The organism is Photobacterium gaetbulicola, from assembly GCF_003025515.1.
Classification (GTDB): domain Bacteria; phylum Pseudomonadota; class Gammaproteobacteria; order Enterobacterales; family Vibrionaceae; genus Photobacterium; species Photobacterium gaetbulicola.
Window position 1 is genome coordinate 1 of sequence record NZ_PYME01000041.1, and the last position, 24,858, is coordinate 24,858.

Annotated in this window: 23 protein-coding genes and 1 rRNA gene; 8 read left to right on the forward strand and 16 right to left on the reverse strand. The window is 50.4% G+C overall.

What is annotated here, in order from left to right:
* From C9J03_RS24295 to cysG, 7 genes are all read right to left on the reverse strand, one after another.
* Window positions 1–207: ribosomal RNA gene (locus C9J03_RS24295) — 16S ribosomal RNA — on the reverse strand; the annotation flags it as partial.
* A 689-nt stretch (window positions 208–896) separates the two neighbouring features.
* Window positions 897–1,643, reverse strand: a complete 747-nt coding sequence (gene cysQ, locus C9J03_RS24300) for a 3'(2'),5'-bisphosphate nucleotidase CysQ (RefSeq protein WP_107291763.1) — start codon at window positions 1,641–1,643, stop codon at window positions 897–899.
* Window positions 1,644–1,658: 15 nt separating this feature from the next.
* Window positions 1,659–2,279: an adenylyl-sulfate kinase gene (gene cysC, locus C9J03_RS24305; protein WP_044622029.1), complete on the reverse strand. Its 621-nt coding sequence runs from the start codon at window positions 2,277–2,279 to the stop codon at window positions 1,659–1,661.
* A gap of 24 nt (window positions 2,280–2,303) precedes the next feature.
* Window positions 2,304–4,031: an SLC13 family permease gene (locus C9J03_RS24310; RefSeq protein ID WP_044624324.1), complete on the reverse strand. Its 1,728-nt coding sequence runs from the start codon at window positions 4,029–4,031 to the stop codon at window positions 2,304–2,306.
* Window positions 4,032–4,037: 6 nt separating this feature from the next.
* A complete protein-coding gene (cysN, locus tag C9J03_RS24315; RefSeq protein WP_044622030.1) occupies window positions 4,038–5,468 on the reverse strand; it encodes a sulfate adenylyltransferase subunit CysN in 1,431 nt (476 codons plus the stop codon).
* Window positions 5,469–5,478: 10 nt separating this feature from the next.
* Window positions 5,479–6,387: a sulfate adenylyltransferase subunit CysD gene (gene cysD / locus C9J03_RS24320; protein ID WP_044622031.1), complete on the reverse strand. Its 909-nt coding sequence runs from the start codon at window positions 6,385–6,387 to the stop codon at window positions 5,479–5,481.
* A 13-nt stretch (window positions 6,388–6,400) separates the two neighbouring features.
* Window positions 6,401–7,825, reverse strand: coding sequence for a siroheme synthase CysG (cysG, locus tag C9J03_RS24325; RefSeq protein WP_044622032.1), 1,425 nt, complete (start codon window positions 7,823–7,825; stop codon window positions 6,401–6,403).
* Between the two features lie 411 nt (window positions 7,826–8,236).
* Between cysG and C9J03_RS24330 the strand changes: the two genes are divergently transcribed.
* The 3 genes from C9J03_RS24330 (at window position 8,237) to C9J03_RS24340 (ending at window position 11,419) form a co-directional block, all read left to right on the forward strand.
* Window positions 8,237–10,198, forward strand: coding sequence for a bifunctional 2',3'-cyclic-nucleotide 2'-phosphodiesterase/3'-nucleotidase (locus tag C9J03_RS24330; RefSeq protein WP_044622033.1), 1,962 nt, complete (start codon window positions 8,237–8,239; stop codon window positions 10,196–10,198).
* Window positions 10,199–10,302: 104 nt separating this feature from the next.
* The gene (locus C9J03_RS24335) at window positions 10,303–10,872 is read left to right on the forward strand and encodes a Crp/Fnr family transcriptional regulator (protein WP_044622034.1); all 570 of its coding nucleotides are present in this window, start codon (window positions 10,303–10,305) and stop codon (window positions 10,870–10,872) included.
* A gap of 97 nt (window positions 10,873–10,969) precedes the next feature.
* Complete coding sequence (locus tag C9J03_RS24340; protein ID WP_044624325.1) at window positions 10,970–11,419, forward strand: GNAT family N-acetyltransferase; 450 nt, start codon at window positions 10,970–10,972, stop codon at window positions 11,417–11,419.
* Between the two features lie 76 nt (window positions 11,420–11,495).
* On the opposite strand, the gene C9J03_RS24345 is transcribed toward C9J03_RS24340, so the two are convergent.
* Entirely contained in the window at window positions 11,496–12,203 is a 708-nt protein-coding gene (locus C9J03_RS24345) for a LysM-like peptidoglycan-binding domain-containing protein (protein WP_044622035.1), read from the reverse strand.
* Between the two features lie 122 nt (window positions 12,204–12,325).
* On the opposite strand from C9J03_RS24345, the gene C9J03_RS24350 reads away from it, so the two are divergent.
* Entirely contained in the window at window positions 12,326–12,946 is a 621-nt protein-coding gene (locus C9J03_RS24350) for a BamJ family beta-barrel-assembly machinery protein (protein WP_039466490.1), read from the forward strand.
* Window positions 12,947–13,154: 208 nt separating this feature from the next.
* Window positions 13,155–13,643 carry a DUF2780 domain-containing protein gene (locus C9J03_RS24355; protein ID WP_052829702.1) on the forward strand — a complete coding sequence of 163 codons (489 nt, stop codon included), beginning with the start codon at window positions 13,155–13,157 and terminating at the stop codon, window positions 13,641–13,643.
* A gap of 126 nt (window positions 13,644–13,769) precedes the next feature.
* On the opposite strand, the gene C9J03_RS24360 is transcribed toward C9J03_RS24355, so the two are convergent.
* The 7 genes from C9J03_RS24360 to dusA all read right to left on the reverse strand — a co-directional run bounded on the left by C9J03_RS24360 (window position 13,770) and on the right by dusA (window position 20,795).
* A complete protein-coding gene (locus C9J03_RS24360) occupies window positions 13,770–14,531 on the reverse strand; it encodes a phosphoadenylyl-sulfate reductase (RefSeq protein ID WP_044622036.1) in 762 nt (253 codons plus the stop codon).
* Entirely contained in the window at window positions 14,524–16,215 is a 1,692-nt protein-coding gene (gene cysI, locus C9J03_RS24365; RefSeq protein ID WP_044622037.1) for an assimilatory sulfite reductase (NADPH) hemoprotein subunit, read from the reverse strand. The genes C9J03_RS24360 and cysI overlap by 8 nt, the downstream gene beginning before the upstream one ends.
* The gene (locus tag C9J03_RS24370) at window positions 16,215–18,044 is read right to left on the reverse strand and encodes an assimilatory sulfite reductase (NADPH) flavoprotein subunit (protein ID WP_044622038.1); all 1,830 of its coding nucleotides are present in this window, start codon (window positions 18,042–18,044) and stop codon (window positions 16,215–16,217) included. Before C9J03_RS24370 ends, cysI begins: the two co-directional genes overlap by 1 nt.
* Before the next feature lie 147 nt (window positions 18,045–18,191).
* Window positions 18,192–18,425: a hypothetical protein gene (locus tag C9J03_RS24375; RefSeq protein WP_039466476.1), complete on the reverse strand. Its 234-nt coding sequence runs from the start codon at window positions 18,423–18,425 to the stop codon at window positions 18,192–18,194.
* A gap of 116 nt (window positions 18,426–18,541) precedes the next feature.
* Window positions 18,542–19,180, reverse strand: a complete 639-nt coding sequence (locus tag C9J03_RS24380; protein ID WP_039466519.1) for a TIGR04219 family outer membrane beta-barrel protein — start codon at window positions 19,178–19,180, stop codon at window positions 18,542–18,544.
* 146 nt (window positions 19,181–19,326) lie between these two features.
* Window positions 19,327–19,557, reverse strand: a complete 231-nt coding sequence (gene pspG / locus C9J03_RS24385; protein WP_044622039.1) for an envelope stress response protein PspG — start codon at window positions 19,555–19,557, stop codon at window positions 19,327–19,329.
* Window positions 19,558–19,775: 218 nt separating this feature from the next.
* Window positions 19,776–20,795, reverse strand: coding sequence for a tRNA dihydrouridine(20/20a) synthase DusA (gene dusA, locus C9J03_RS24390; RefSeq protein WP_044624327.1), 1,020 nt, complete (start codon window positions 20,793–20,795; stop codon window positions 19,776–19,778).
* A gap of 868 nt (window positions 20,796–21,663) precedes the next feature.
* On the opposite strand from dusA, the gene zur reads away from it, so the two are divergent.
* The 3 genes from zur to C9J03_RS24405 all read left to right on the forward strand — a co-directional run bounded on the left by zur (window position 21,664) and on the right by C9J03_RS24405 (window position 23,083).
* Window positions 21,664–22,107 carry a zinc uptake transcriptional repressor Zur gene (gene zur / locus C9J03_RS24395; protein WP_039466471.1) on the forward strand — a complete coding sequence of 148 codons (444 nt, stop codon included), beginning with the start codon at window positions 21,664–21,666 and terminating at the stop codon, window positions 22,105–22,107.
* Window positions 22,108–22,144: 37 nt separating this feature from the next.
* A complete protein-coding gene (locus tag C9J03_RS24400; protein WP_039466469.1) occupies window positions 22,145–22,609 on the forward strand; it encodes a chemotaxis protein CheX in 465 nt (154 codons plus the stop codon).
* Window positions 22,610–22,873: 264 nt separating this feature from the next.
* Window positions 22,874–23,083 (forward strand): cold-shock protein, encoded by a 210-nt coding sequence (locus tag C9J03_RS24405; RefSeq protein WP_039466466.1) that lies wholly within the window; start codon window positions 22,874–22,876, stop codon window positions 23,081–23,083.
* A 72-nt stretch (window positions 23,084–23,155) separates the two neighbouring features.
* On the opposite strand, the gene pgi is transcribed toward C9J03_RS24405, so the two are convergent.
* Window positions 23,156–24,808: a glucose-6-phosphate isomerase gene (pgi, locus tag C9J03_RS24410; protein WP_039466465.1), complete on the reverse strand. Its 1,653-nt coding sequence runs from the start codon at window positions 24,806–24,808 to the stop codon at window positions 23,156–23,158.
* Between the last annotated feature and the right edge of the window lie 50 nt (window positions 24,809–24,858).

Here is a 24,858-nt window from a genome sequence, read left to right on the forward strand (position 1 = left end):
TTTGCTCCGAAGAGATTATGCGGTATTAGCCATCGTTTCCAATGGTTATCCCCCACATCAGGGCATATTCCCAGGCATTACTCACCCGTCCGCCGCTCGCCGCCCATAAACGCACCCGAAGGATTGTATATGTCGCTGCCGCTCGACTTGCATGTGTTAGGCCTGCCGCCAGCGTTCAATCTGAGCCATGATCAAACTCTTCAATTAAAGTTTTGGCTCAATGAAATACTGTTAAACCATTACCGAAGTAATGATTGAATTGACTGTGCCAAATAATAAGTAAACTTAAAATTTGTATTGGTCACTCAGTTTCATTGATAATTCTTTTTTGACTATCATTTCACGAGTGCCCACACAGATTGCATGGTCAAATTATTAAAGAACATTCACTCGACACTGCGTGCCGACTGAGGCTGCGTATCTTACCAGCGCAACCCTCGGTGTCAATAGTTAATTTCAAAAAACTTTTTTCGAAACTCTTTACTGACAAGCCTTGTTAACAGATAGGTTCTTATTTTGAAGAACTCACCAGCTTTAACAAGCAAGGCAGGCAATTCTAGTTATTTATACCTCAGAGTCAAGCTCAAAAAACACATAAAAACTTATCCTGCCAGTCACCAACAAGTTATCCACAATTTGTGAATAGCTTACTAAGAAGCCGCTACCCCGTTGGTGAGGCGGCATTATAGGAACACGATAAATAATGGCAATGCTTTTTTTGACTTTTTTTGCCAATTGATGGCAAAAGAAACGCAAATAAAGAAAAAACACAAAAAACAGCCAAATCACGCTCCAGAAACCTTGTTTCTTGGAGCGCAACGTTAAGCGTAGACAAGATCTGTAATCTATGTGGTAGAACCTTCAAAAAAGAAGGCCGATTTGCCTTATCCTATGGCTCAGCTTGGTAGGCTAACAATAAAATGGGGGTTTAACAGTTCTTCTCGATCATATCGCAGGGGCATGCCATCAAGAGCTTTAACTTTTGCCCCTGCACTTTCAGCTATACATTGACCGGCAGCCGTATCCCACATCATCGTCGGACCTAACCTTGGGTAGTATTGAGCCCCTCCTTCTGCAACTAAGCAAAACTTCAACGACGAGCCCACCGCGACTAATTGGTATACCGGCAGCTTTGACAAGAACTCTTCCATCATAGGACTAGGATGAGAGCGGCTGCCCACGACGACCGGTTTGTCTGCAGACTTCGCTTTTATTTCTTCTCGCTTGTTTTTACTCACGAGCCAAGCTTGATGGCCATCGCCTAACCACGTTTTGCCGAGAGCTGGTGCATGGACAACGGCCATAACAGGACTCCCTTGCTCAATCAAAGCAATATTAACCGTGAATTCACCATTCTTGCGCAAATACTCTTTAGTGCCATCTAACGGATCAACTAACCAAAACCGCTGCCAGTTCCTTCGTTCAGACCAAGGGATATGTGCTGATTCTTCAGAGACGATAGGGATATCTGGTGTTAACTCTGCCAGCTTATCTAAGATAATGGCATTTGCAGCTAGATCAGCAGCGGTCACTGGACTGCGATCGTCTTTTTCCGATACTTCGACATGAGAATGGTAAAGCGCCATGATGGCCTCACCAGCCTCCAATGCAATTTGGTACAACGACTCAAGCTGTTTTCCCACACATCACTCCTTATGTCATTCAATAATATTGCGAGATCTCAGCGCATCAACACACAGTTCAACAAGCTGTTGCACATCATGACTGCCAGCAGCTAAGTGAATTTCGGCATTCAGTGGCTGCTCATATTCTGAATCAATACCAGTGAACTGCTTGAGCTCACCGGCTCGTGCTTTTTTATACAGCCCTTTGGGATCCCTCTTTTCACACTCTTCCAGTGGGGTATCAACAAACACCTCCAGAAACTCACCCGATGGCAGCATATCACGCACCAACTGGCGTTCATGACGATGCGGAGAAATGAACGCACTCAGCACTATCAACCCGGCATCTGCCATCAGTTTTGCCACTTCTCCTATGCGACGAATATTCTCGCGGCGGTCTTCGGTGGAAAACCCAAGATCCTGGCAAAGGCCATGACGGACATTATCGCCATCCAATAAATAAGTGTGGTAACCCAACTCTGCCAAACGCTGCTCCAATGCTCCAGCAACCGTCGACTTACCGGCACCACTGAGTCCTGTAAACCATAAGACTGACGGCTGCTGGCTTTTTTGCTTTGCCCTGTAAGCTTTGTCAACTTGGTGTGTATGCCAAACAATATTGTCATTACTTGTCGAACGAATAGCCGACGTCATAGCTAACTCCATTTTCATTTGTCGTCAAAAAGGAAAAAGTCGTGGTATTAAGACCAGAACAACTGCCGAATACACCAATGAAATAGGAAGTCCGACACGCAAATAATCTTTCAGCTGATAATTTCCCACGCTATAAACCAGCAGGTTAGTTTGATAGCCATAAGGAGAGATAAAACTGGCGCTAGCACCGAACAAAATCGCCATAATGAAAGGCATAGGGTCAACGCCATAGCTGACTGAAAGGCTATATGCAACGGGAAAGGCCAGTGCCGCCGCCGCATTGTTCGTGACTAACTCAGTCAACACCAAAGTCAGTAAGTAAACGGCAACCAACGCACCATACATTCCCCAGTCAGCAAATCCCATCATCAGCATCTCCCCCATCCGCTCCGAGAGTCCGCTGGAAAGCATCAGCTGCGCCAGTGATAGCGCCGAGCCAACAATCACCACAATATCAATGGGGAAACGGCGCCTCAGTTCCGCAAAAGTCACAACACCTGAAGCAATCAGCAATACCAGATACGCCGCCAGCCCCTTTATAATAGGAAGGACATTCAATAACGCAGCAGCAATCACCATCATAAAACCGAACAATACCGTCAGGCTCTTTTGGCTATCGAGCCTAGCACTCGAATCTAACCCATTAACTAAGACAAACTCGCGATTGAGTTGCTGCTTTTTACTGTTGAAGGTTTTTCCCGGCACAACCACCAAGGTATCCCCGGCATGAAGCTCAATATTACCGAGCCCACCCGCTAGTCTTTCATGGCCACGGCGAATTGCCACCACCACCGCATCAAAACGCTCACGGAACTGAACACTCTTTAATGTCTTGCCGCGGATCCCGGCCGAGTGGCTGACAATGACTTCTAACATGGACTGGCCATTAAGGTGGTGCTGGCCAAAAAGCTGAAGGCCATTGATTTCCTGCAGGGTTGTTACACTTTCCACATCACCACAAAATAACAAAGTGTCACCCGCTTTGAGTTGTGTATCAGGGCAAACAGGTGCCAGCGTCTCTCCATCTCGGATAATTTCCGCCAAGAACAACCGGCGCAGTGCCCTCAACCCATTTTCGGCCACGGTTTTCCCCACCAGAGGAGAGCCACCAACAACTTTGGCTTCCAAAAAATAGGGCAAGTCGTCTTGCGAGTTCTCGTCATATATAGGAAGGAGGTAACTTAGCGGGATCAGAATCAACAGACCAATCACCAGTACCGCCAAACCAATAGTCGTGGGTGCAAAAAATCCTAAACTGGGCAAACCCGCATCTTCGACAAAACTATTAATGATCAAGTTTGTCGAGGTGCCAATTAGCGTCAGCGTCCCACCAAGGATGGCGGTATAGGACAGAGGGATCAGCAAACGCGATGGGGCATGGCGCTGATTCCGCTTTATCGCACCGATCAAAGAGACCACTACTGCAGTATTGTTAGTAAAGGAGGAAAGAAAGGCTGTCGACAACCCCAGTTTAGCTACAACTGTCGATTGGCCTCCACTCGATATTTGCTTACCAACCCAACTGATCAAACGGGTTTTCTCCAACCCAATTGAAACAAGGATCAGCAACACCAAAGTCAATAGTGATGAATTGGTAAAATTGCCAGCCAAGGTTGGCAAGTCAATCATCCCAGCCTGAAAACCGATAAAGGCCGCCCCAGCAAACAAATATGCTGGCTTGATCCTTGTCGTCAGCAGGCAGGTTACTATCACCATTAACATGGCGAGAACCATTCCTTGTTCCCATTGCATCATCAATTACCCCAGTAACTTACCAATGTCCTTCGCCTGCCAATGAGGGAAGTGCTTGCGGATCAGGGTATTGAGTTCAACTTCAAATGCAGATACTGAAGTTGATGCGATATCTTGTACAGCAGACAGTGCCTCACGCACCATACCTGCCCCGACGGTAACATTGGTCAAGCGATCAACAACAATGAAGCCACCGGTATCCGGACTGTGAAGGTAAGGGTCAACCGCAATGGATTCTGTCAGCGTAACTTCACACAGGCCAATACCATTTAACGGCAGACTATCGGTCTCAAACTTGCCAAGGTTATTGATGTCCACTTGGTGGCGGATGGCAGAAATACTCCCCACCGTTTTTTTACCCGCTACTTTTATGTCGTATAGCCGCCCCACTTCAAGCGGTACTTCTGCCATCCAGACAATGTCAGCCAGAAGATGGTTGCCCAGAGAGATCTCGCTATCTGCAGCGACTAGGGTATCACCCCGGCTGATATCAATCTCATCAGCCAGCGTTAGCGTAACAGCCTGTCCCGAAAAGGCTTCAGGCAAATCACCGTCGAAGGTTACGATACGCTCAACATGCGACTGCTTACCCGATGGCAAGACTTTAATGGCATCACCCACTTTGACCGTGCCCGAGGCAACCGTGCCGGCAAAGCCACGGAAGTCCAGGTTAGGCCGATTGACATATTGGACGGGTAAGCGGAAGTCACCTGACTGGCGATCGACATTGATATCGACCGACTCAAGCATCTCCAGTAGCGACTCGCCTTGATACCATGGTGTTTGCTCACTGAGATCAACCACGTTATCCCCTTCCAACGCCGATAAAGGCACTAGTTTGATATCCAATTGCGGGTTGAGCTGTTCGGCAAATGCCAGGTATTCGTCACGGATAGACTCAAAGCGCGACTGCTCAAAGCCCACCAGATCCATTTTATTGATGGCCACAATGAAATGCCGGATCCCAAGCAAGCTGGCAATATAGGAGTGACGGCGAGTCTGATCCAGCACCCCCTTGCGGGCATCAATCAAAATCACCGCTACATCACAGGTCGAAGCACCCGTCGCCATATTGCGGGTATACTGCTCATGCCCTGGTGTATCCGCAATAATGAACTTGCGCTTCTTGGTCGAGAAATAGCGGTAAGCCACATCAATGGTGATTCCCTGCTCGCGCTCGGCCTGCAGGCCATCCACCAACAGGGCTAAATCCGGCTTATCACCAGTAGTTCCCACTTTCTGACTGTCGGCATGGATCGCGGCAAGCTGATCTTCATAAATCTGCTGGGAGTCGTGGAGCAGGCGGCCAATCAAGGTACTCTTGCCATCATCCACCGAGCCACAGGTCAAAAAACGCAGCAAGGATTTGTTTTGATGCTGATCGAGATAGGCCTCAATCCCCAGCTCAGCCACTTGTTGTTCTATTGCACTGTTCATTATTCTCTCCTTAGAAGTATCCCTGGCGTTTCTTGAGCTCCATCGAGCCGGACTGATCATGATCTATTGCCCGCCCTTGACGCTCACTGGAGGTAGCGACCAGCATTTCTTCAATAATGCCGGGCAGCGTATCAGCCTCCGACTCAATGGCCCCGGTCAGTGGATAGCACCCCAAGGTTCTGAACCGTACACTCTTTTGCTCAATCTTTTCTCCCGGCTGAAGTTTCATCCGATCGTCATCGACCATGATCAGCATGCCGTCACGCTCGACAACAGGACGCACTGCCGATAGGTACAAAGGTACAATCTCGATGCCTTCAAGATAGATGTATTGCCAGATATCCAATTCCGTCCAGTTGGATAGCGGGAACACCCGAATACTTTCCCCCTTGTTGATTTGGCCGTTGTAGGTTCTCCATAACTCCGGACGCTGGTTTTTCGGATCCCAGGTGTGGTTTTTGTCCCGGAAGGAGTAAACCCGCTCCTTGGCACGCGACTTTTCTTCATCCCGGCGCGCGCCACCAAAGGCGGCATCAAAGCCATATTTGTTCAGCGCCTGCTTAAGGGCTTGAGTTTTCATGATATCGGTATGCTTGGATGAGCCATGAGTAAAAGGATTAACCCCCATCGCCAACCCTTCAGGGTTTTTATGTACCAACAGCTCAAAGCCATACTTCTTGGCGGTCCGGTCACGGAACTCAATCATTTCCCGGAACTTCCAGTCAGTGTCGACATGCAGCAACGGAAAGGGGATCTTCCCCGGATAGAAAGCCTTGCGCGCAAGGTGCAGCATGACCGAGGAGTCCTTACCGATGGAGTACATCATGACAGGGTTATCAAACTCGGCAGCAACTTCACGGATAATATGGATACTCTCCGCTTCCAGTTGCTTTAAATGGGTAAATCGTTTCGGGTCCATTACTCTCTCCATGCTAAGCCAGTTTCACCACGGCACCTTGCAGATCCATATTGGGATAAGCTGGTTGTGGTTGCTTTCCGAACCAATGTAGTTTTTCTGATAGATTGACCACTTCACCGACCACAATGAGTGCCGGGGAAGCCGCCTGCTGAGCTAACTCGTCCAGCTCTTGGAGCTGGCCTTTGTAAATCTTTTGGGCTGGCTGAGTGCCGCGCTCAATAATGGCTACCGCGGTCGTGGCTGCGCGGCCGTGCTCGATAAGCTGCTGCATGATGTCAGAGGCATTCATTAGTCCCATATAAATCACCAGAGTCTGGTTCCCCCTCGCCAAAGTTTGCCAGTCCAGTTGGTCACTGCCAGCCTTGAGATGCCCAGTGACGAACATCGCGGTCTGAGCATGATCCCTGTGAGTCAGAGGAATACCGGCATAAGCAGTCGCACCGGCAGCGGCCGTGACCCCGGGGACCACCTCAAACGGAATATTGTGGTCGAACAACACTTCCAGCTCCTCACCACCGCGACCGAAGACAAAAGGGTCCCCGCCCTTAAGTCGGACCACACGCTTACCCTGCGAGGCATATTCCACCAGCAGTCGGTTAGTCTCGGTCTGAGGTACACTGTGAAATCCAGCCTTCTTACCCACACACACCCGCTCGGCATCGCGGCGAACCAAGTCCATCACCTCTTCCGAGACTAAATAATCAAACAGCACCACATCGGCTTGTTGCAATAACTGCAACGCTCTGAGGGTCAGCAAACCGGCATCACCCGGTCCGGCACCGATCAAGGCCACTTCACCACGCTTGGCTTGGCCTTGGCTAAGCTGCTCCAGCTCCTGCCCGGCCAATTCAACCTGGCCTGCCGCGACCAAAGATGCAAAGCGTCCATTGAAGGCTTGCTCCCAGAACTGGCGCCGGGCAGAGAAAGAAGTCACGGTTTGAGCCAAGCGAGAACGGAATCGACCTGCAATCGTTGCCATCTTGCCTAAGTGCTGTGGCAGTAGCGCTTCGAGTTTTTCACGGATCAGCCTTGCCAATACCGGCGCTTGGCCTGATGACGATACCGCCACGATGATTGGCGAGCGGTCGACGACTGATGGCACAATGAAACTACAACGCTGAGTATCATCCACCACGTTAACGAGTACCTGCCGTTGGTTAGCCGATTGGTAAACCAGTGCATTCACAGCCTTGCGTTCAGTGGCGGCGATAGCCAGGAAAATGCCATCCAGATGCTCAGGCGAAAAATCTTCGCCTAAATAGGTAATCTGACCGTTGGTAACAGCCTGTTGAAAAAGAGGAGACAGCTCCGGACTGATAACCTTTACATCGGCCCCTGCCTTGAGCAGCATCTTCGCCTTTCGCCAAGCAACATCATTCCCTCCAACAACCAAGCATGGCCGGCGCTTGAGATCAGCAAAAATTGGCAGATAGTCCATGTGAGAATGCCCCTAAGTATCCATTGATAGGATCACTATAGTTATGATGTTTTATTACCTGAAATTCTTAAATTTCATTTTTTATTCCAAAATGTTTATCTCAACATTTTTCTCTTTTCTCCCTTGTTAAAACATAGATAAGTTCGTCCAATTAGCAAAATGTCGCTTTTTACAAGAAAAGAAACCATTCACTCAGATGATGCATCCAACCTACTAATAAGTAGTCGCTTTTTGACCTAGACTTAGGCGTAACCAAAATGCTGTTTTATGACGCAACCGTTTTTCATAAGACAAAAAAGTACGCATAAAAAAGCGATTAACGGCACATATCCGCTATTCTGATACGCAATTCTAGACGTGTTTTTGTTACCTTATGCACGCTTTCCTATACCGACACTCATGGAGAAAATTATGAAGTTATCAGCCAAACCCTTATCGGTTGCGATTTTGGGCGGCATGCTGGCTATGGCAGGACCGGCTACAGCAGACACCATCAAGCTTCGCATCCTGGAAACTACGGATATCCATACCAATGTCATGGACTATGACTACTACAAAGACAAGCCGACCAAGAAAACCGGCCTGGTCCGTACCGCAACATTGGTAAAGCAAGCGCAGTCTGAAGTCACCAACAGCGTGTTGGTTGATAACGGTGATTTGATCCAAGGAAGCCCAATGGGTGACTACATGGCGGCCAAGGGACTTGGTGCCGGCGACGTCCATCCCGTTTACAAAGCAATGAACCAGCTCAACTACGAAGTAGGTAATATTGGTAACCACGAGTTCAATTACGGCTTGGACTTCCTCGATAAGGCTATCGCAGGCGCCAACTTCCCTTACGTCAACGCCAATGTCTATGACCTGAAAACCGGCAAAAACCTGTTCACTCCCTATGTGATTAAGTCGCACACCTTCAAAGATACCGATGGTGCCGAGCACGAAGTGAAGATCGGTTACATCGGCTTTGTCCCACCGCAAATTATGGTATGGGACAAGCGTCATCTGGAAGGCAAGGTCAAGGCTGAAGATATCAAACAATCTGCCGAGAAGTTTGTACCGCAAATGAAGGCGGAAGGCGCCGATATCATTGTGGCTATCCCGCACTCTGGCGTCTCTGCTGATCCTTACAAGGTAATGGCAGAAAACTCGGTGTACTACCTCACAGAAGTGGAAGGCATCGATGCAATCGCCTTTGGCCACTCACACGCGGTGTTCCCAAGCAAAGCTTTTGCTAACCTGCCAAATACCGATGTGGAAAAAGGCACTATCAACGGCGTACCTTCTGTAATGCCTGGCCGCTGGGGTGATCACCTGGGTGTGATTGACCTAGTCCTGAAACAGAAAGGCGACAGCTGGACTGTAACCAGTGCGCAGACCGAAGCCCGCCCTATCTTCGATAAGATCAAAGGCGAAGCTATCGTAGAAGCCGACGAGAAGATGGTTGAAGCAATCAAGGCCGAGCACGACGGTACCCGTGAGTTCGTTAACCAACCTATCGGTAAAGCCAACGATGTGATGTACAGCTTCCTGGCTCTAGTGCAGGATGATCCGACGGTTCAAATCGTCAGCCTAGCCCAGCAGGATTATGTTGAGCGCTTTATCCAGGGCGACCCGGATCTAGACGGCATTCCTGTGCTCTCTGCAGCTGCTCCGTTCAAGGCAGGTGGCCGCGGCAACGATCCGACAAACTTTACCGAAGTCGAATCCGGCCAGCTGACCTTCCGTAACGCGGCAGATCTCTACCTGTACCCGAACACCCTAGTGGCATTGAAAGTCACCGGTAAAGAAGTAAAAGAGTGGCTGGAGTGCTCTGCTGGTCAGTTCAACCAAATCGACCTTAACAGCGACAAGCAGCAAGGTCTGATCAACTGGGACGGTTTCCGTACCTATAACTTCGATGTTATCGACGGTGTGAACTACAGCATCGATGTATCGCAGCCAGCCCGTTACGACGGTGACTGCAAGCTGATCAATGACAAAGCTGAGCGTATTCAGAACCTGACTTTCAACGGCAAGCCGGTTGATCCAGCGCAGCCATTTATCATCGCTACCAACAACTACCGCGCCTACAGCGGCAAATTTGCCGGTACCGGTGAAGACTTCATTGCTTTTGCTTCGCCAGATGAAAACCGCACCATTGTGGCGGACTACATCACCCGCGTCAGCAAAGAGCAGGGTGAAGTTACCCCAAGTGCAGACAACAACTGGCACTTCACCCCGCTAAAGAGCGAGCAAGAACTCAACATCACTTTCGAAACGTCGCCGGGTGACAAAGCGGCAAGCTTCATCAAGGAGAAAGCGCAGTACCCAATGGAGAAAACCGGTACTGACGAAATCGGCTTTGCGATTTACCGTATCGACCTTCAAAAGTAAGTCGATTAGCTGATTATCCTTAACCATACCGCAGCCTCGGCTGCGGTATTTTTTTGTTAAGATGAAACCACGGTCAATGTGATACCCAACCCTGTGAGCAAACAATGAAAACTGCCCTAGCCCAATACCTTCGAGACCATGGTGCCGATGACGAGACCATCAACAATGCCCTTGCGCTAGCCGAGCCGATGGAACTCCCAACCCGCCATATCTTGCTCAACCAAGGCGTGCAATCGAACCATGCCTTCTTTTTGGTCGATGGGATCTGCCATGCCTGCTACCTGACCCCCGAAGGACGCCAGTTCAGCAAAGAGTTCTACTGGGAGCAAGAGCTGATCCTGGGTTTTGAAAGCCTGCTGACCAAGCAGCCTTCCGAATACTTGCTGGAAACTCTTTCTGCCAGCCAAATACTTGCCCTGCCCTTGGCTGTAATCGAGCAATGGAAAGCCAGCTGCCCTGGCCTCTATATGGCATTGCTCGAAAGGCAACTGTTGTTCAAAGAACACAAAGAGCGCTTCATGCTCATCCATACCCCCGAAGAGCGCTATACCCTGTTCTGCGGCCACTTCCCAGAGCTACAGACACAACTTGCCGACTACCAGATAGCCTCTTACCTGGGCATTACCGCCACCAGTTTGAGTCGAATCCGCGCCAGGCTCAGTGAAGAAAGTTAATCCGGCAAGAACCAACTTGCCTTAAGTTAATGCCAACACCTTTGAGTTAATTTATCCTCAAGGAAGAGTGAATAATATGTACCATCAGGAGAAAGACATGCAATGGCAGTGCCTCAGCTTTGACCAACTAACCACCCACCAGCTTTATGACCTGCTCAAACTGCGCTGTGATGTTTTTGTGGTCGAGCAAGACTGTGCCTACCCGGAGCTGGACGACCATGACAGGCAGGCTGGTACCCACCACTTACTGGGCTACCAAGGCAATACCCTCGTTGCCTATCTACGCCTGCTTCCTGCAGGGACAACCTATGACGCAGTGAGCATTGGCCGGGTCGTCACTGCCCCAGTTGCCCGCGGCAAGGGAATTGGCAACCAACTGCTTGAGCAAGGCATCGCGATGACCGAACAACTGTGGCCGGGTGAGACTATTGAGATCGGTGCCCAGTCGCATCTGCAGCATTACTACCAGCGGTATGGCTTCGAGGCATATTCCGAAGAATACCTGGAAGACGGAATCCCACATATCGATATGCGCCTGACCAAATAACCCAAATAACAACGGTTTCCAGCGTAGCAGGCAACAAAAAAGCCACCGAAGTGGCTTTTTGGGTTACACCGTTAGCTTACTGGGTACGACGGACAAAACTGCCATCCGAACGGCGGAAGAACAAGACCGGCTCGCCATTGCGCCCTTCGATCTGCAACGCATCCAAGCCGCCCTGGGCCGTCTGGCGGTAACGCAGCCATTGACCGGCCTTGATCCGGCTCAATGGCTTATCATCCCCTTCAATGGCTGCGACCGCATACAGATCGTTCAGCGGCAGGTTATGCTGACGGAAAATATTGGCTAAGGTTTCGCCGCTTTTCACCTGGTAGCGCTGCCAGTCGGCACTGTCCGACTGCGTTGAAGTGCTGGTCTTTTCGGACGGTTTAACTGCGGGCTTAGCAGCAACAGGCGGGCTTTCGACCGGTTCCAGCGGCGTAATACGGGAAGGACGAGCTGGCGATACCGGCTCCTCCCGCTCTCCGACAGTTATGCGTTGCGGCTGCTGGCTCTCCAGGTTCAGGGACAATTCTCGGCGGACCGGCTCGGAAGAAGCAGGCTGTGTCGTCGGCTCTCCAGCAGGCAGCAACAGCAACACGCCGACCACCGGCACTAGCACCATCAAAGCACGGCGGTGCAGTTTTGGCAGCTGGTACCATCGGCTTTCCAACGGAGCAAGCTTGCCACGGATAGCCGCGGCTCCTTGTTTCAACGCCGCCTTATCGAAGGTAATGCGCGGCCACGAAAACTCTCTCTTTTTATTCGAACGGCGTTTGGCCTGTCCCATATACAACACTCCAGCGCTATCTAATTCACGCTATCCATCGACAGCTTGTTACAATGGTTTACCCCTAGGGGGAGAAACTGTTATCCTGCCTGCTTTATTCACTCTACTAAAGAGATGACACCATGTCTGACGTTAAACTAGATACAGTTGAAACTAAAGCAAGCTACGGTATCGGTCTTCAAATGGGCCAGCAGCTAGCACAAAGTGGTCTAGAGGGCCTGAATGTTGCTGCTATCGCCAAAGGTATCGCGACTTCTCTAACTGGCGATATGCCAGAAATCGAAGTTGACGACATCAACAACGCACTACGTGAACTTCACACTCGTGCAGAAGCTGTTCGTCAGGAGCAAGCTAAAGCTGCTGCAGCTGAAGGCGAAGCGTTCCTAAAAGATAACGCACTACGTTCAGAAGTTACAGTGACTGAGTCTGGTCTTCAGTACGAAGTTCTTGTTGAAGGTAACGGTGAAATTCCAACTTCAGACAAGCAAGTTCGTGTTCACTACCACGGTCAACTAACTGACGGCACTGTTTTCGACAGCTCTGTTTCTCGCGGTCAGCCTGCAGAGTTCCCAGTCACTGGCGTAATCGCAGGTTGGGTTGAAGCCCTGCAGATGATGCCTGTTGGTTCTAAGTGGAAACTCTACATCCCACAGAACCTTGCATACGGCGAGCGCGGCGCAGGTGCAGCGATCCCTCCATATGCAGCACTAGTGTTCGAAGTGGAACTACTAGACATCCTGTAATCGCCCGGCGATTCATGACAAAAACGGTGCTTCAGGCACCGTTTTTTGCTTCTGGCCATCCCTTTTCTTAACGACCATCCTACCCAAAAATTGTCTTTTTTTGTTCCTTAATCCATTTTTTGCCATAGATTTTGGTACCTCACCCGCATTCCTGACTAATCTTAACTGGGATTACCAACATCGACGTCTGCATGGAGGATTGCGAGAGATGCGCCTATTGACCCCAACCCGTACCACAACCTGGCTGCTGCTGCTCATTGGCAGCTTACTGTTGCCAACTACCAGCCACGGCTTTAGTCTTTCTGACTTATTCGGCGGCGGAGATGACGAAGCGGCTTCGACAGTCAACAACCCATTGACGGATCTCATCAGCAGCCAGCTCAATATTTCTAACGAGCAAGCCGCAGGAGGGGCCGGCGCCCTTCTGTCGATAGCAGCCAGCCAGCTTGGCGGCGAACAGGCCACTGAACTGACTAAAATGATCCCCGGACTCGACGCCTTGACCGACAGCCTCCCCCCCGGCACCAGTGCATTGCTTGGCAATATGGATACCATCAACCAAGTCTTCAGCGCCCTTGGCATGGATGCCAGTATGGTGAGCCAATTCATTCCGGTGGTGCTGCAGTTCCTTGGCGATCAGGGAGCCAGTGCAGGCCTGCTCGATAGCCTCGGCAGTATCTGGCAGACCGCGGGCTGATCCGCCACTAAAAAACGCGCGCAAAGATACCGTGCATGTCACAACCTTCTGTCAGCATGATGTAAAAAAGCCTTACCCAGCAATGGATAAGGCTTTTATCTCCCGCGACCTATTACTCTGCAGCCACTAGATGCCAGAGCCGTCGGCTTCGCCATCATCCTCATGCAAGCCACACTCTCGCTTGAGGCCAAAGAAGCGGGTATCTTCTTCCTTCATTCCCGGTTGCCATTTTTGGCTGGTATGGGTATCTCCAACCGACAGATACCCCGCATCTTTGAGCGGGTGATAGGGCAACTGGTGTGCAGCCAAGTACTGCTCAATATCACGATCACTCCAGTCAATCAGCGGCAGGAACTTGAACAGACCGTTTTGCACCGCCAGCACCGGCAAGGTTGCACGGCTCTGCGATTGCTCGCGGCGCAGGCCGGCAAACCAAGCAGATATGCCAAGTTCATCCAAGGCGCGACGCATCGGCTCTACTTTGTTGAGGCGATTATACTGCTTGATCCCGTCAAGTCCCTGCTCCCATAGCTTGCCAAAACGAGCCTCCTGCCAGTTCGGGCTCAGCTCTGCACGGTAGACATGCAGATTCAGGTGCAACCGCTCGGTCAATTCATCGACAAACTGGTAGGTTTCCGGGAAAAGATAGCCGGTATCAGTCAGTATCACAGGGATATCTGGCTTGATCCGGGTTACCATATGCAGCATCACAGCCGACTGGATACCAAAACTCGATGCCAAACCAAAGTGCCCCGGCAAGTTATCCAGGGCCCAACGGATACGTTGCTGTGCAGACATCGCTTCAAGCTCGGCATTGACCTCGGCCAATTTCAGTATCTGCTCCACCTTGCTGGCCTGCAGCAGCGAGGCATATTGGCTATCAGGCATAGAAATCCCTCTTTGAAACCCGCACCGGCTCGATAACTCCGACGCGGATGGTGAAATCGCCAAAATCTTCCCCAGCTTGTCGCTCCTTGGCCCAACGGCCAACCAGACAGTCCAGCTCGGAGAGAATTTGCTCTACCGTAATATTTTCACGATACATTTTCGGGATACGGGTACCATTGCGATTGCCGCCAAGATGCAAGTTGTAGCGCCCCGGCGCCTTACCGACCAACCCGACTTCGGCCAACATGGCACGGCCACAGCCATTCGGACAGCCGGTGACACGCAAGATGATATTGTCATCCTTTGACAGGCCGTGCTTTTCCAGCAACTGCTCGATGTCGGTGACAAACTCCGGCAGGAAACGCTCTGCCTCGGCCATTGCCAACGGGCAGGTTGGCAACGAGACACACGCCATGGCATTTTTCCGCTGCTCGGACACCCCATCATCGATCAGGCCGTGATCGCGCGCGATCTTTTCGATCTTATCCTTATCACTGGCCGGCACACCGGCAACAATCAAATTCTGGTTGGCGGTCATGCGAAAATCGCCTTTGTGAATTTTCGCAATCTCCGCAGCACCGGTTTTCAACGGTTTACCCGGAAAGTCGAGCAAGCGGCCATTTTCGATGAACAGCGTCAGGTGGTGATTGCCATCAATCCCTTCCACCCAGCCGATGCGATCACCGCGCTCGGTAAACTCATAAGGACGGCTAGGGGAAAAAGTAAGCCCGGCCCGTTTCTCGACCTCGGCCTTGAACACATCGACACCGACCCGATCCAAGGTGTACTTGGTCTTGGCATTCTTACGGTTAGAGCGGTTGCCCCAATCTCGCTGGGTGGTGACCACCGCCGCCGCCACATCCAGGGTTTTGTCCAGCGGCACAAAGCCGAAATCATCCGCCTTACGCGGATAGGTGCTCTTATCACCATGGGTCATGGCCAAACCGCCGCCCACCAGTACATTGAAGCCGACCAACTGGCCTTCTTCGGCAATCGCGACGAAATTCAGATCATTGGCATGGACATCGACATCGTTTTGCGGCGGGATCACCACAGTGGTCTTGAACTTTCTCGGCAGGTAAGTGCTACCCAGAATAGGCTCTTCATCCGTACTCTCCAGCTTTTCACCATCGAGCCAAATCTCGGCATAAGCACGGGTTTTCGGCAGCAGGTGCTCACTGATTTTCTTCGCCCAATCATAGGCTTGCTGATGCAACTCGGACTCTACCGGGTTGGTCGTGCACAGCACATTGCGGTTGACATCACCGGCAGTAGCAATCGAATCAATCCCGATTTTGTTCAGGGTCTGGTGCATCAACTTGATATCCGGCTTGAGCACACCATGAAACTGGAACGTCTGACGGGTAGTCAGGCGGATGCTGCCATACAGCGAGTGCTCCTCAGCAAATTTGTCAATCGCCAACCACTGCTTGGGGGTGATCACACCACCCGGCATCCGGGCCCGCAACATCACATTGTGCAGCGGCTCCAACTTCTGTTTGGCACGTTCGGCACGAATATCGCGATCGTCTTGCTGGTACATGCCGTGGAAACGGATCAGCTGGAAGTTATCTGCGGTGAAACCACCGGTGATCCGATCATTCAAATCTTCAACAATCGTGCCACGCAGGAAGTTACTTTCACGCTTGAGGCGTTCGTTATCCGACAGTTTTTGCTCACTCATTAGTACACATCCTTTTGATAACGCTTGCTCTTGCGTAGTTCACTCAAATATTGCTCGGCCTGATCACGGCTCTGCTTACCCTGCTGTTCGACAATGGTGAGCAGCGCATCGTGGACATCTTTGGCCATACGGGTAGCGTCTCCACACACATACAAATGGGCACCTTCTTGCAGCCACTGCCACACCTCGGCAGCATGCTCAAGCAGGCGGTGCTGAACGTAAACCTTCTCGGCCTGATCGCGGCTAAAGGCCACATCGATCCTATCCACCACTCCGGATTTCAAGTACTTCTGCCACTCCACCTGGTACAAAAAATCTTCGGTAAAGGTGCGGTCACCAAAGAACAACCAGTTCTTACCCTCCGCACCGCAATTATCTCGCTCCTGGACAAAAGCTCGAAACGGCGCAATACCTGTGCCCGGACCGACCATGATCACCGGTGTCGCACCATCTTCCGGCAACTTGAAGTGATTGTTAGGCTCAACAAATACCCTGACACTGTCGCCTTCTTCCAGGCGCTGGGCTAGGTAACCGGAAGCCCCACCCTGACGGATATCCTCCCCTTTCTGGTACTCCACCAGCCCAACGGTCAGATGGACTTCCTCACCGACTTCTTCCTGGCTCGAGGCAATCGAATACAAACGCGGGGTCAAGCGGCGCAGCAAGCCAAGCAGTTGATCAGCACTGAGGGCCGCTTTTTTCTCACCCAGCACATCAACCACCTGGGTATTGGCCGCATATTCCCGTAGCTTGTCTTTATCCTCGACCAGCTTAGCCAGTTTCTTGCTACCAGAGAGTGCGGCGTATTTGGTCACTAGCTGTGGGTTAGACAGCGTGATCTCATAGTGTTTGATCAGGGCCTCGCGCAGCGCCACCGACTCACCATCGACCTCAACCTGCTCATCCGCGGCGAGACCGACTTTGGCCAAAATTGCTTCGGCAAGGACGGGATCATTGTCATACCACACCCCCAGAGCATCACCCGGCTGGTAGGTCAGCCCCGAGCCTTCAAGGTCAATTTCCACATGACGAACATCTTTGCCTGACTGTCGGCCGGTAATTTTCTGGCTGGTCAACAGAGCTGCCGGAAACGGGTTCTTCTTACTGTAAGCCGATACAGTCGCCGGGGCCTGGCCCAGCGGCAACTGAACCACATCGGCCTCTCCGGAGCCCTGTTCAGATTTCAGGGCTTCCTCAACCTTGTCCAGCGCCTTGGCACGCCACGCTGTCGCCGCAGACTCGTAATCCACATCGCAATCCAGACGAGGAAGGAAAGCGGTCGCACCTTGCTTGCTGAGGAACGCATCAAAGTCTTTGGCTGTCTGACAGAAGAACTCATAACTGGAGTCGCCCAGGCCCACCACCGCGTACTGAAGATCAGGCAGCTTCGGCGCCTTTTTCGACTGCAGGAATTCATGCAACTCGATCGCGTCATCGGGGGCTTCCCCTTCACCATGGGTGGAAGCCACGATAATGACATGAGTCTCCTTGGTCAGGTTTTTCCCCTTGTAATCCCCTGCGGCATAAAGCTCCGCCTTAATCCCCTTGGCATCGGCCTCTTGTTTGAGTTGCTCGGCAACCCCCTTGGCATTGCCGGTCTGAGAGGCATAAATAATCGTTAGCTTACCAGCAGGCTGACTGCGAGTTGCCAATGCAGGCGCCTGAGCAGGCTGCACTTGCCCGGCCCCCTGTGTTTGGCTAAGCCCCCAAAAATAACCACTAATCCACGCCAGCTGTTGTGGCGATAGCTCGGCGGCAGCCTGCTGAAGTTGACCTATTTGCTGATCATTAAGCGGGCTGGCCAGAGCTGAAAGTTCCTTAAGTAACATGACACGACGATCCCTATACATTGCGTATGGGTTAGATTAGCTACTCAGAGAAATAACAAGAAAGAATAGATAAGAATGTTTTATAACGATTTGTAAGGGTAATGAGCAAAAAAAACTGCAGACTCAGCTGCAGTTTTTCTCAGTAATTCAAAAGGTATCGGCTATCCTCACCTGGTGAAAACCGACTTCGAATGCCCTCTCAGTGGCCGTATCAATATCGCGATAGCATTTTTCGCTACCAGCCCCATCCGTGAGGGGGACAAAACCGCCCCGGCGATGGCGGAACTCGACAATCCACCCATTCGCCTGAATGGAAGGTTCAATCACTGCTTCCACGATCTCGCTGTTGGCATAGAGGTTCTGCAATTCTGTTAACGTCATAAACCCGAGCCCCTTCCCGTTTCACCTTTTATAAAAATGGTACAAAACCGAGAAAACAGGCAACAAAAAAGCCACGATTTCTCGTGGCTTTGCAATAGGTTCACAAAATTAATTGCTTAGATGTCGATCTCGGCACCGATAAACCAACCATCGGCAAAGAACTCACCGTCGCCTTTGATAAAATCAAAGTCGTAGTCCATCACACGGTAGCCCGCTCGTAGGTTCAGATCCGCCGCAACCAGTGGAATGCTCCACTTCACGCCTGCCTGGCCATCTACCGTGCTGGTGCTGTCGTAGTTACCGAAGTTGAGATCACCAAACAGTGATAACGGTGTCATTGGGATACCCAGCTCAACATTACCGTAGAGGTTTGGCTGCCACTCACTAAAGCTCTGTCCGTCGAACTTACCGGAGTTAAACTTGGACATGGTCACACCGATATCGAACGCGACAGCATCGTTATCCAGAATTTCATAGTAGGCGGTGTATTCCGTTTGGCCGAACGACACAATGCCATTGTCAACATCGGTGTAACGCAGACGGAAGTTCGGTACCAAAGGAACGAAGTGCTCAAATGCCACATAGTAAGAGCCCGACGTATTGCTATCCGACTCGCTACGGCTATCGTTAACCTTGGCGTCGTTGAACCAAGCATCAGCACCGACTTTTACCCCAAAAAGCGTTGCGGCATGGGCAGGTACTGCCGCAGACAGTGCGACAGCAGCGGCTACCGCAGAAAGCGCTAATTTATTCATGTTGAGTCTCCGCTCTTTATTAGTTTTAAGATAAAAAACGGCCAGACTATAGCAGATGCCGGTTAAGAAAACTGCACCGTCAATGTCAATCATCTACTTTCTTTTCAGATTTTTACATTCAAGCTTTAGCCAAGGACCAAGCTTACTCAACGGTAGTAACGTTTCCTGTGGGCTTGCTCGGCTTTGTGTTCGCGGTAAAACCATACCACGACCGCAATCAGCAACAACCAAGGCAGTAACTTAAACACCACCCCAATCATGCCTGCAACTGCCATCACCACAAATCCGGCGACAACCGCCAGCGCCATCCCCAAAATACTCACACCGGTACAGACCAGTACCGCGGCAAACACCAGCAAAAATAAAAACTCGATCATCACTTTCTCCTTTGATATCCCGTAAGCACCGTTGGCAATATCATTACCTGGTATGAATTGGATACTGCACAAAATAGACCACGTTGTTGAAATTACATTTATCCATATATATCAAGCCACTAAAAAAGGCATACCGCAAAACGGTATGCCTTTATAATTTTTGGTCTGGTCTATTTCGCCAACTATTTGGCTTTTTTCACCATTGAGAGCCGGCAGGCTTAAACATCAAGGTGAGCCGGGATCTTCGCCATCGCCTGCTCCAAGACCTCGATACCCGAGCCCGGCTTGTGAGCATTTTCACTGATATGCCGGCGCCACTGACGGGCCCCCGGCATATTCTGGAACAAACCCAGCATGTGGCGGCTGATATGGTTCAGGTAAGTCCCTTTGGCCAATTCACGCTCGATATACGGGAACATGGCCTCCACAATCTCACGGCGCTTTTTCACCGGCTTGTCTAAGCCATACAGGCGTTGATCCACTTCGGCTAGCAGGTATGGGTTTTGGTAGGCTTCGCGACCAACCATAACGCCGTCCATATGCTGCAGGTGCGCCTCAATTTCTGCCATGGTCTTCACCCCACCGTTGATGCCCATGGTCAGGTGCGGAAAGTCTTGTTTTAGCTGGTAGACACGCGGATAATCCAGCGGCGGGATCTCTCGGTTTTCTTTGGGGCTCAAACCGCTCAACCATGCCTTGCGAGCATGGATAGTGAAATCCTCACAGCCACCTTTCTCACTCACAATGCGAATAAAGTCGGTTAGAAACTCGTACGAATCTTGGTCATCAATACCAATGCGCGTTTTCACCGATACCGGGATATCCACCACTTCTCGCATCGCCGACACACACTGTGCCACCAAATCGGCCTCCCCCATTAGGCAAGCCCCAAAGCGACCATTCTGGACACGATCAGACGGACACCCGACATTAAGGTTGATCTCATCATAGCCTCGCTCTGCCGCTAGCTTAGCGCACTGCGCTAGCTCTGCCGGGTTCGAGCCACCCAACTGCAGTACCAATGGGTGCTCTTCTTCGTTATAAGCAAGGTAATCGCCCTTACCGTGGATAATGGCACCGGTGGTCACCATTTCGGTATAAAGCTGGGTACGCTCACTGATCAGGCGATGGAAGTAACGGCAATGACGGTCAGTCCAATCGAGCATTGGGGCAATAGATAAACGACAGTCCGGGTACTGGCCCAGCTGTGTTTGCTCATTGTTTGACTGTTCGTTCATTACAACAGCAGTATCTGTCATCGGAAACCTCATTATCGACCGCTAAATCTATCGTTCCTGACGCTGGGAAAAGAACCAACACCAAGGATCTCACAACGTTGCAAGGAGGCGGATTCTACCCTATTACGGCCTCTATCCCAAATCACATCGTATTGAGCCTAAAAGATCAGATGCTCGGTACTGTAAAGAGCGACAAAAAACCTGCCAATTTGCCTCAGCAGGCACATTCGCATTAAGTCACTAGCACACCGAGAAAAAAGCAACAAAAGCTTAACATCAACATAAGACACTGAAAATAAAAAGTAATAAAAACACCCCACCCATCACAAGAAAAACAGATCAGCTTAAAGATGAAAATATACACTTTTACTGTACATCGAGCAGGGGCTCGCACCGTTTACAAAAAGTTCATGTGCAAAAAGATCATGGCAAGCCAGCAAGTTACTTCAATTTGATCATGATAGGACAAATACTCAGAGTAAAAAGAACATGATAGGCCAAAATAGAGTGAGCGCATTTCATTAAAAAACACAAGCTGTTGATTTTTAGGAAAAATGCATTTTCACACTGACAGGCCAATTACCTAGAGGGCTCACCTGTAAAATTCCATAAAAAGCTGCACATGCATAAAATCCGTTTAAATTCAGCAACCTAAGAAATGCAGACACTTACAATCCAAAACCGTACAGCTTTCAACTGCTCATCAACCAAAAACAAGATCAACATACCAGGCGCATTCCAAGCCAGGATCAAAACAGGATCAACAACCGTTGTTTTCCGGCTGGCGTAACGGAATCACCATAACTAACATCACTTTAGGCACGATTATGGTAAGATGGAGTACTTATCGCTTGTATTTTGAGGTTATATGGCAAATAAAGGTCAGTTGCTGGCAACCGCCCAGCAGCTCTGTGAGCAACGAGGAGTAAGACTGACGCCTCAAAGACTGAAAGTTCTAGCCCTGATCATTGAGCACCACAGTTCAATCAGTGCCTATGAGCTATTGGATTTGCTGCGAGAAAGCGAACCACAAGCCAAACCTCCGACGGTCTACCGAGCGCTGGACTTTCTTCTTGCCCAAGGCTTTGTACACAAAGTCGAGTCGACCAACAGCTATATTGCCTGTTGCTTGCTGGGCCATGCTGATCACTGCTCCCAGCTTCTCATTTGCAGCCAATGCGGTAACGTCGAGGAGTGCCATGACGAGGAGCTCGCCAAACTCCTTCGCCAGCGAGCCGAGCAACGAGGCTTTGAGGTCACTAACCATGTCGTAGAAAGCCATGGTGTTTGCCAGCATTGTAAAAACAAGTAAGTTATTTTATTCAGACAGAGACAGTCGTTATTAGATTATGCGCGCAGAATTCGTAAACCCTTTCTTGGCGTCACTTTTGAATGTTCTCAAAACCATGGCGTCAATGGAGCTGGCTCCACAGAAACCCCGTCTTAAAAAAGATGAGGTCGCCAGAGGCGATGTTTCCGGCTTAATAGGTATGGTCGGCCCGAAAACCAGAGGATCGATGTCAATCACCTTTGATGAGGGACTCGCGCTGGAAATAATGCAGAGAATGCTGGGCGAGCGCCCACATAGTATTAATGAAGAAGTCACTGATATGGTGGGTGAAATCACTAATATGGTGACCGGAGGTGCCAAGCGCATCTTGGCCGAAAAAGGCTATGAATTCGATATGGCAACCCCTGCCGTCGTTTCCGGCCGCGGCCATACCATTACTCACAAGTGTGATGGCGCTATCATTATCATGCCGTTCGACTCTGAATACGGTAAAGCCTTCATCGAAATATGCTTTGACGGCTAGCCACTTCCTGCCCTTTTGCTTTCAGCTAGCTTGGCTGGCTGGAAGCCATTCCCGCCGCTACCATCAAACTTATCACTTTGATTTTTATGTGAAGTTGCCACAAATCTCAGATAAAAGACTACCAACTGCCATATATTCGATCTAGACTCGATATGCTGGATAGGCATCAAGTCACTTATTAGTTTGATGTCCCCCTGCGCGTCATTTTGCTTACCCGTAGGGGCTAAGCAAGGAAATACCCTCATTCAAAGGAAAGATCGTAACATGAACAAACTGACTGGAACCGTTAAATGGTTCAACGATGAAAAGGGCTTTGGCTTTATCTCTGGTGCTGATGGCAAAGATGTATTCGTCCACTTCAGTGCTATTCAGGCTCAGGGCCGTCGCACCCTACATGAAGGTCAAAGTGTTGAGTTTATCGTGACAGATGGTCAGAAAGGTCCACAGGCTAGCGAAGTTGTTGCGCTGTCTTAATGCCGCTGAAAAACTCTTCATAAAAAAAACGCCGCTAAGCGGCGTTTTTTATCATTTCGATACAGTTGGCAATTACTGGCGCCACTGTTTGAATGCGTTAATCAAACCATTCGTCGAACTATCGTGGCTCGCGATAGCCTCATCACCGCCCAGCTCAGGTAGGATCTTGTTCGCTAGCTGTTTACCCAGCTCAACACCCCACTGATCGAAGCTGTAAATATTCCAAATCACACCTTGAGTAAAGATTTTGTGCTCATACAGCGCGATCAGGGAACCCAATACCGATGGCGTTACCTGCTTAACCAAGATGGAGTTAGTCGGGCGGTTACCGTCAAATACCTTGAATGGTACCAGTTCAGCAACCTCTTCCAGCGTTTTGCCGGCAGCCAGGAATTCCGCTTCAACCTGCTCTTTGGTTTTGCCAAAGGCCAATGCTTCAGTCTGGGCAAAGAAGTTGGCCATCAGTTTTGGATGATGGTCGCTCAGTGGGTTGTGGCTGATAGCTGGCGCAATGAAGTCACATGGGATCAGCTTAGTTCCCTGGTGGATCAACTGGTAGAACGCGTGCTGGCCATTGGTACCTGGCTCACCCCAGATAATTGGGCCCGTTTGGTAATCGATAGGGTTACCGCCACGGTCAACACACTTGCCATTTGATTCCATGTTGCCCTGCTGGAAATACGCCGCAAAGCGGTGCAGGTACTGATCGTAAGGCAGGATAGCCTCAGACTCAGCACCATGGAAGTTGTTGTACCAAATACCGATCAGGGCAAGGATCACTGGCAGGTTTTGCTCAAGCGGCGCTTCAGCAAAGTGCTTATCCATTGCGTGAGCACCGTCAAGCAACGCAACGAAGTTATCGAAGCCGATTGCTAGGCTGATAGACAAGCCGATAGCCGAGCATAGTGAGTAACGGCCACCCACCCAGTCCCAGAATTCGAACATGTTGTCGGTGTCGATCCCGAAGTCAGCCACAGACTGGGCGTTGGTCGATAGTGCAGCAAAGTGCTTGGCAACGTGAGCCTGATCGCCCGCCGAAGCCAAGAACCAATCACGTGCCGAGTGGGCATTGGTCATGGTTTCCTGGGTGGTGAAAGTCTTGGAAGCAATCAGGAACAGCGTGGTTTCTGGGTTAAGCCCCTTCAGTGTCTCGGCAATGTGGGTGCCATCAACGTTAGACACGAAGTGCATGCTAAGGCGGGTTTTGTATGGCGCCAGGGCCTCTGTCACCATGTACGGGCCAAGGTCAGAGCCACCGATACCAATGTTCACTACATCGGTGATTTCTTTGCCCGTATACCCTTTCCACTCACCATCAACAATGCGCGCAGTGAAAGCTTTCATCTTTTCCAATACCGCATTGACGTTTGGCATCACGTCTTCGCCATCAACCATGATTGGCGTATTGCTGCGGTTACGAAGGGCCGAGTGCAGCACCGCACGGTTTTCAGTCTTATTGATTTTCTCACCGCTGAACAGGTCGGCAATCGCGGCTTTGACTTCTGTCTGCTCAGCCAGAGCAAACAATTTACCCATGGTTTCTTCAGTGATCAGGTTCTTGGAGAAATCCAGTAGGATGTCGTCGCCGAAGTTGGCCGAAAACGTGTTAAAACGTTCGCTGTCACTGGCAAAAAGCTCGCTTAGCTGCAGGTCCTGTGCATCTTCAAAGTGTGCCGTTAGCGCTTTCCACGCTTCAGTTTGGGTTGGATTGATGTTTTTCAACATGATGAAATTCCTGATTTTTAATTGTTAATCCATTAGTCTTGTCAGCAAAA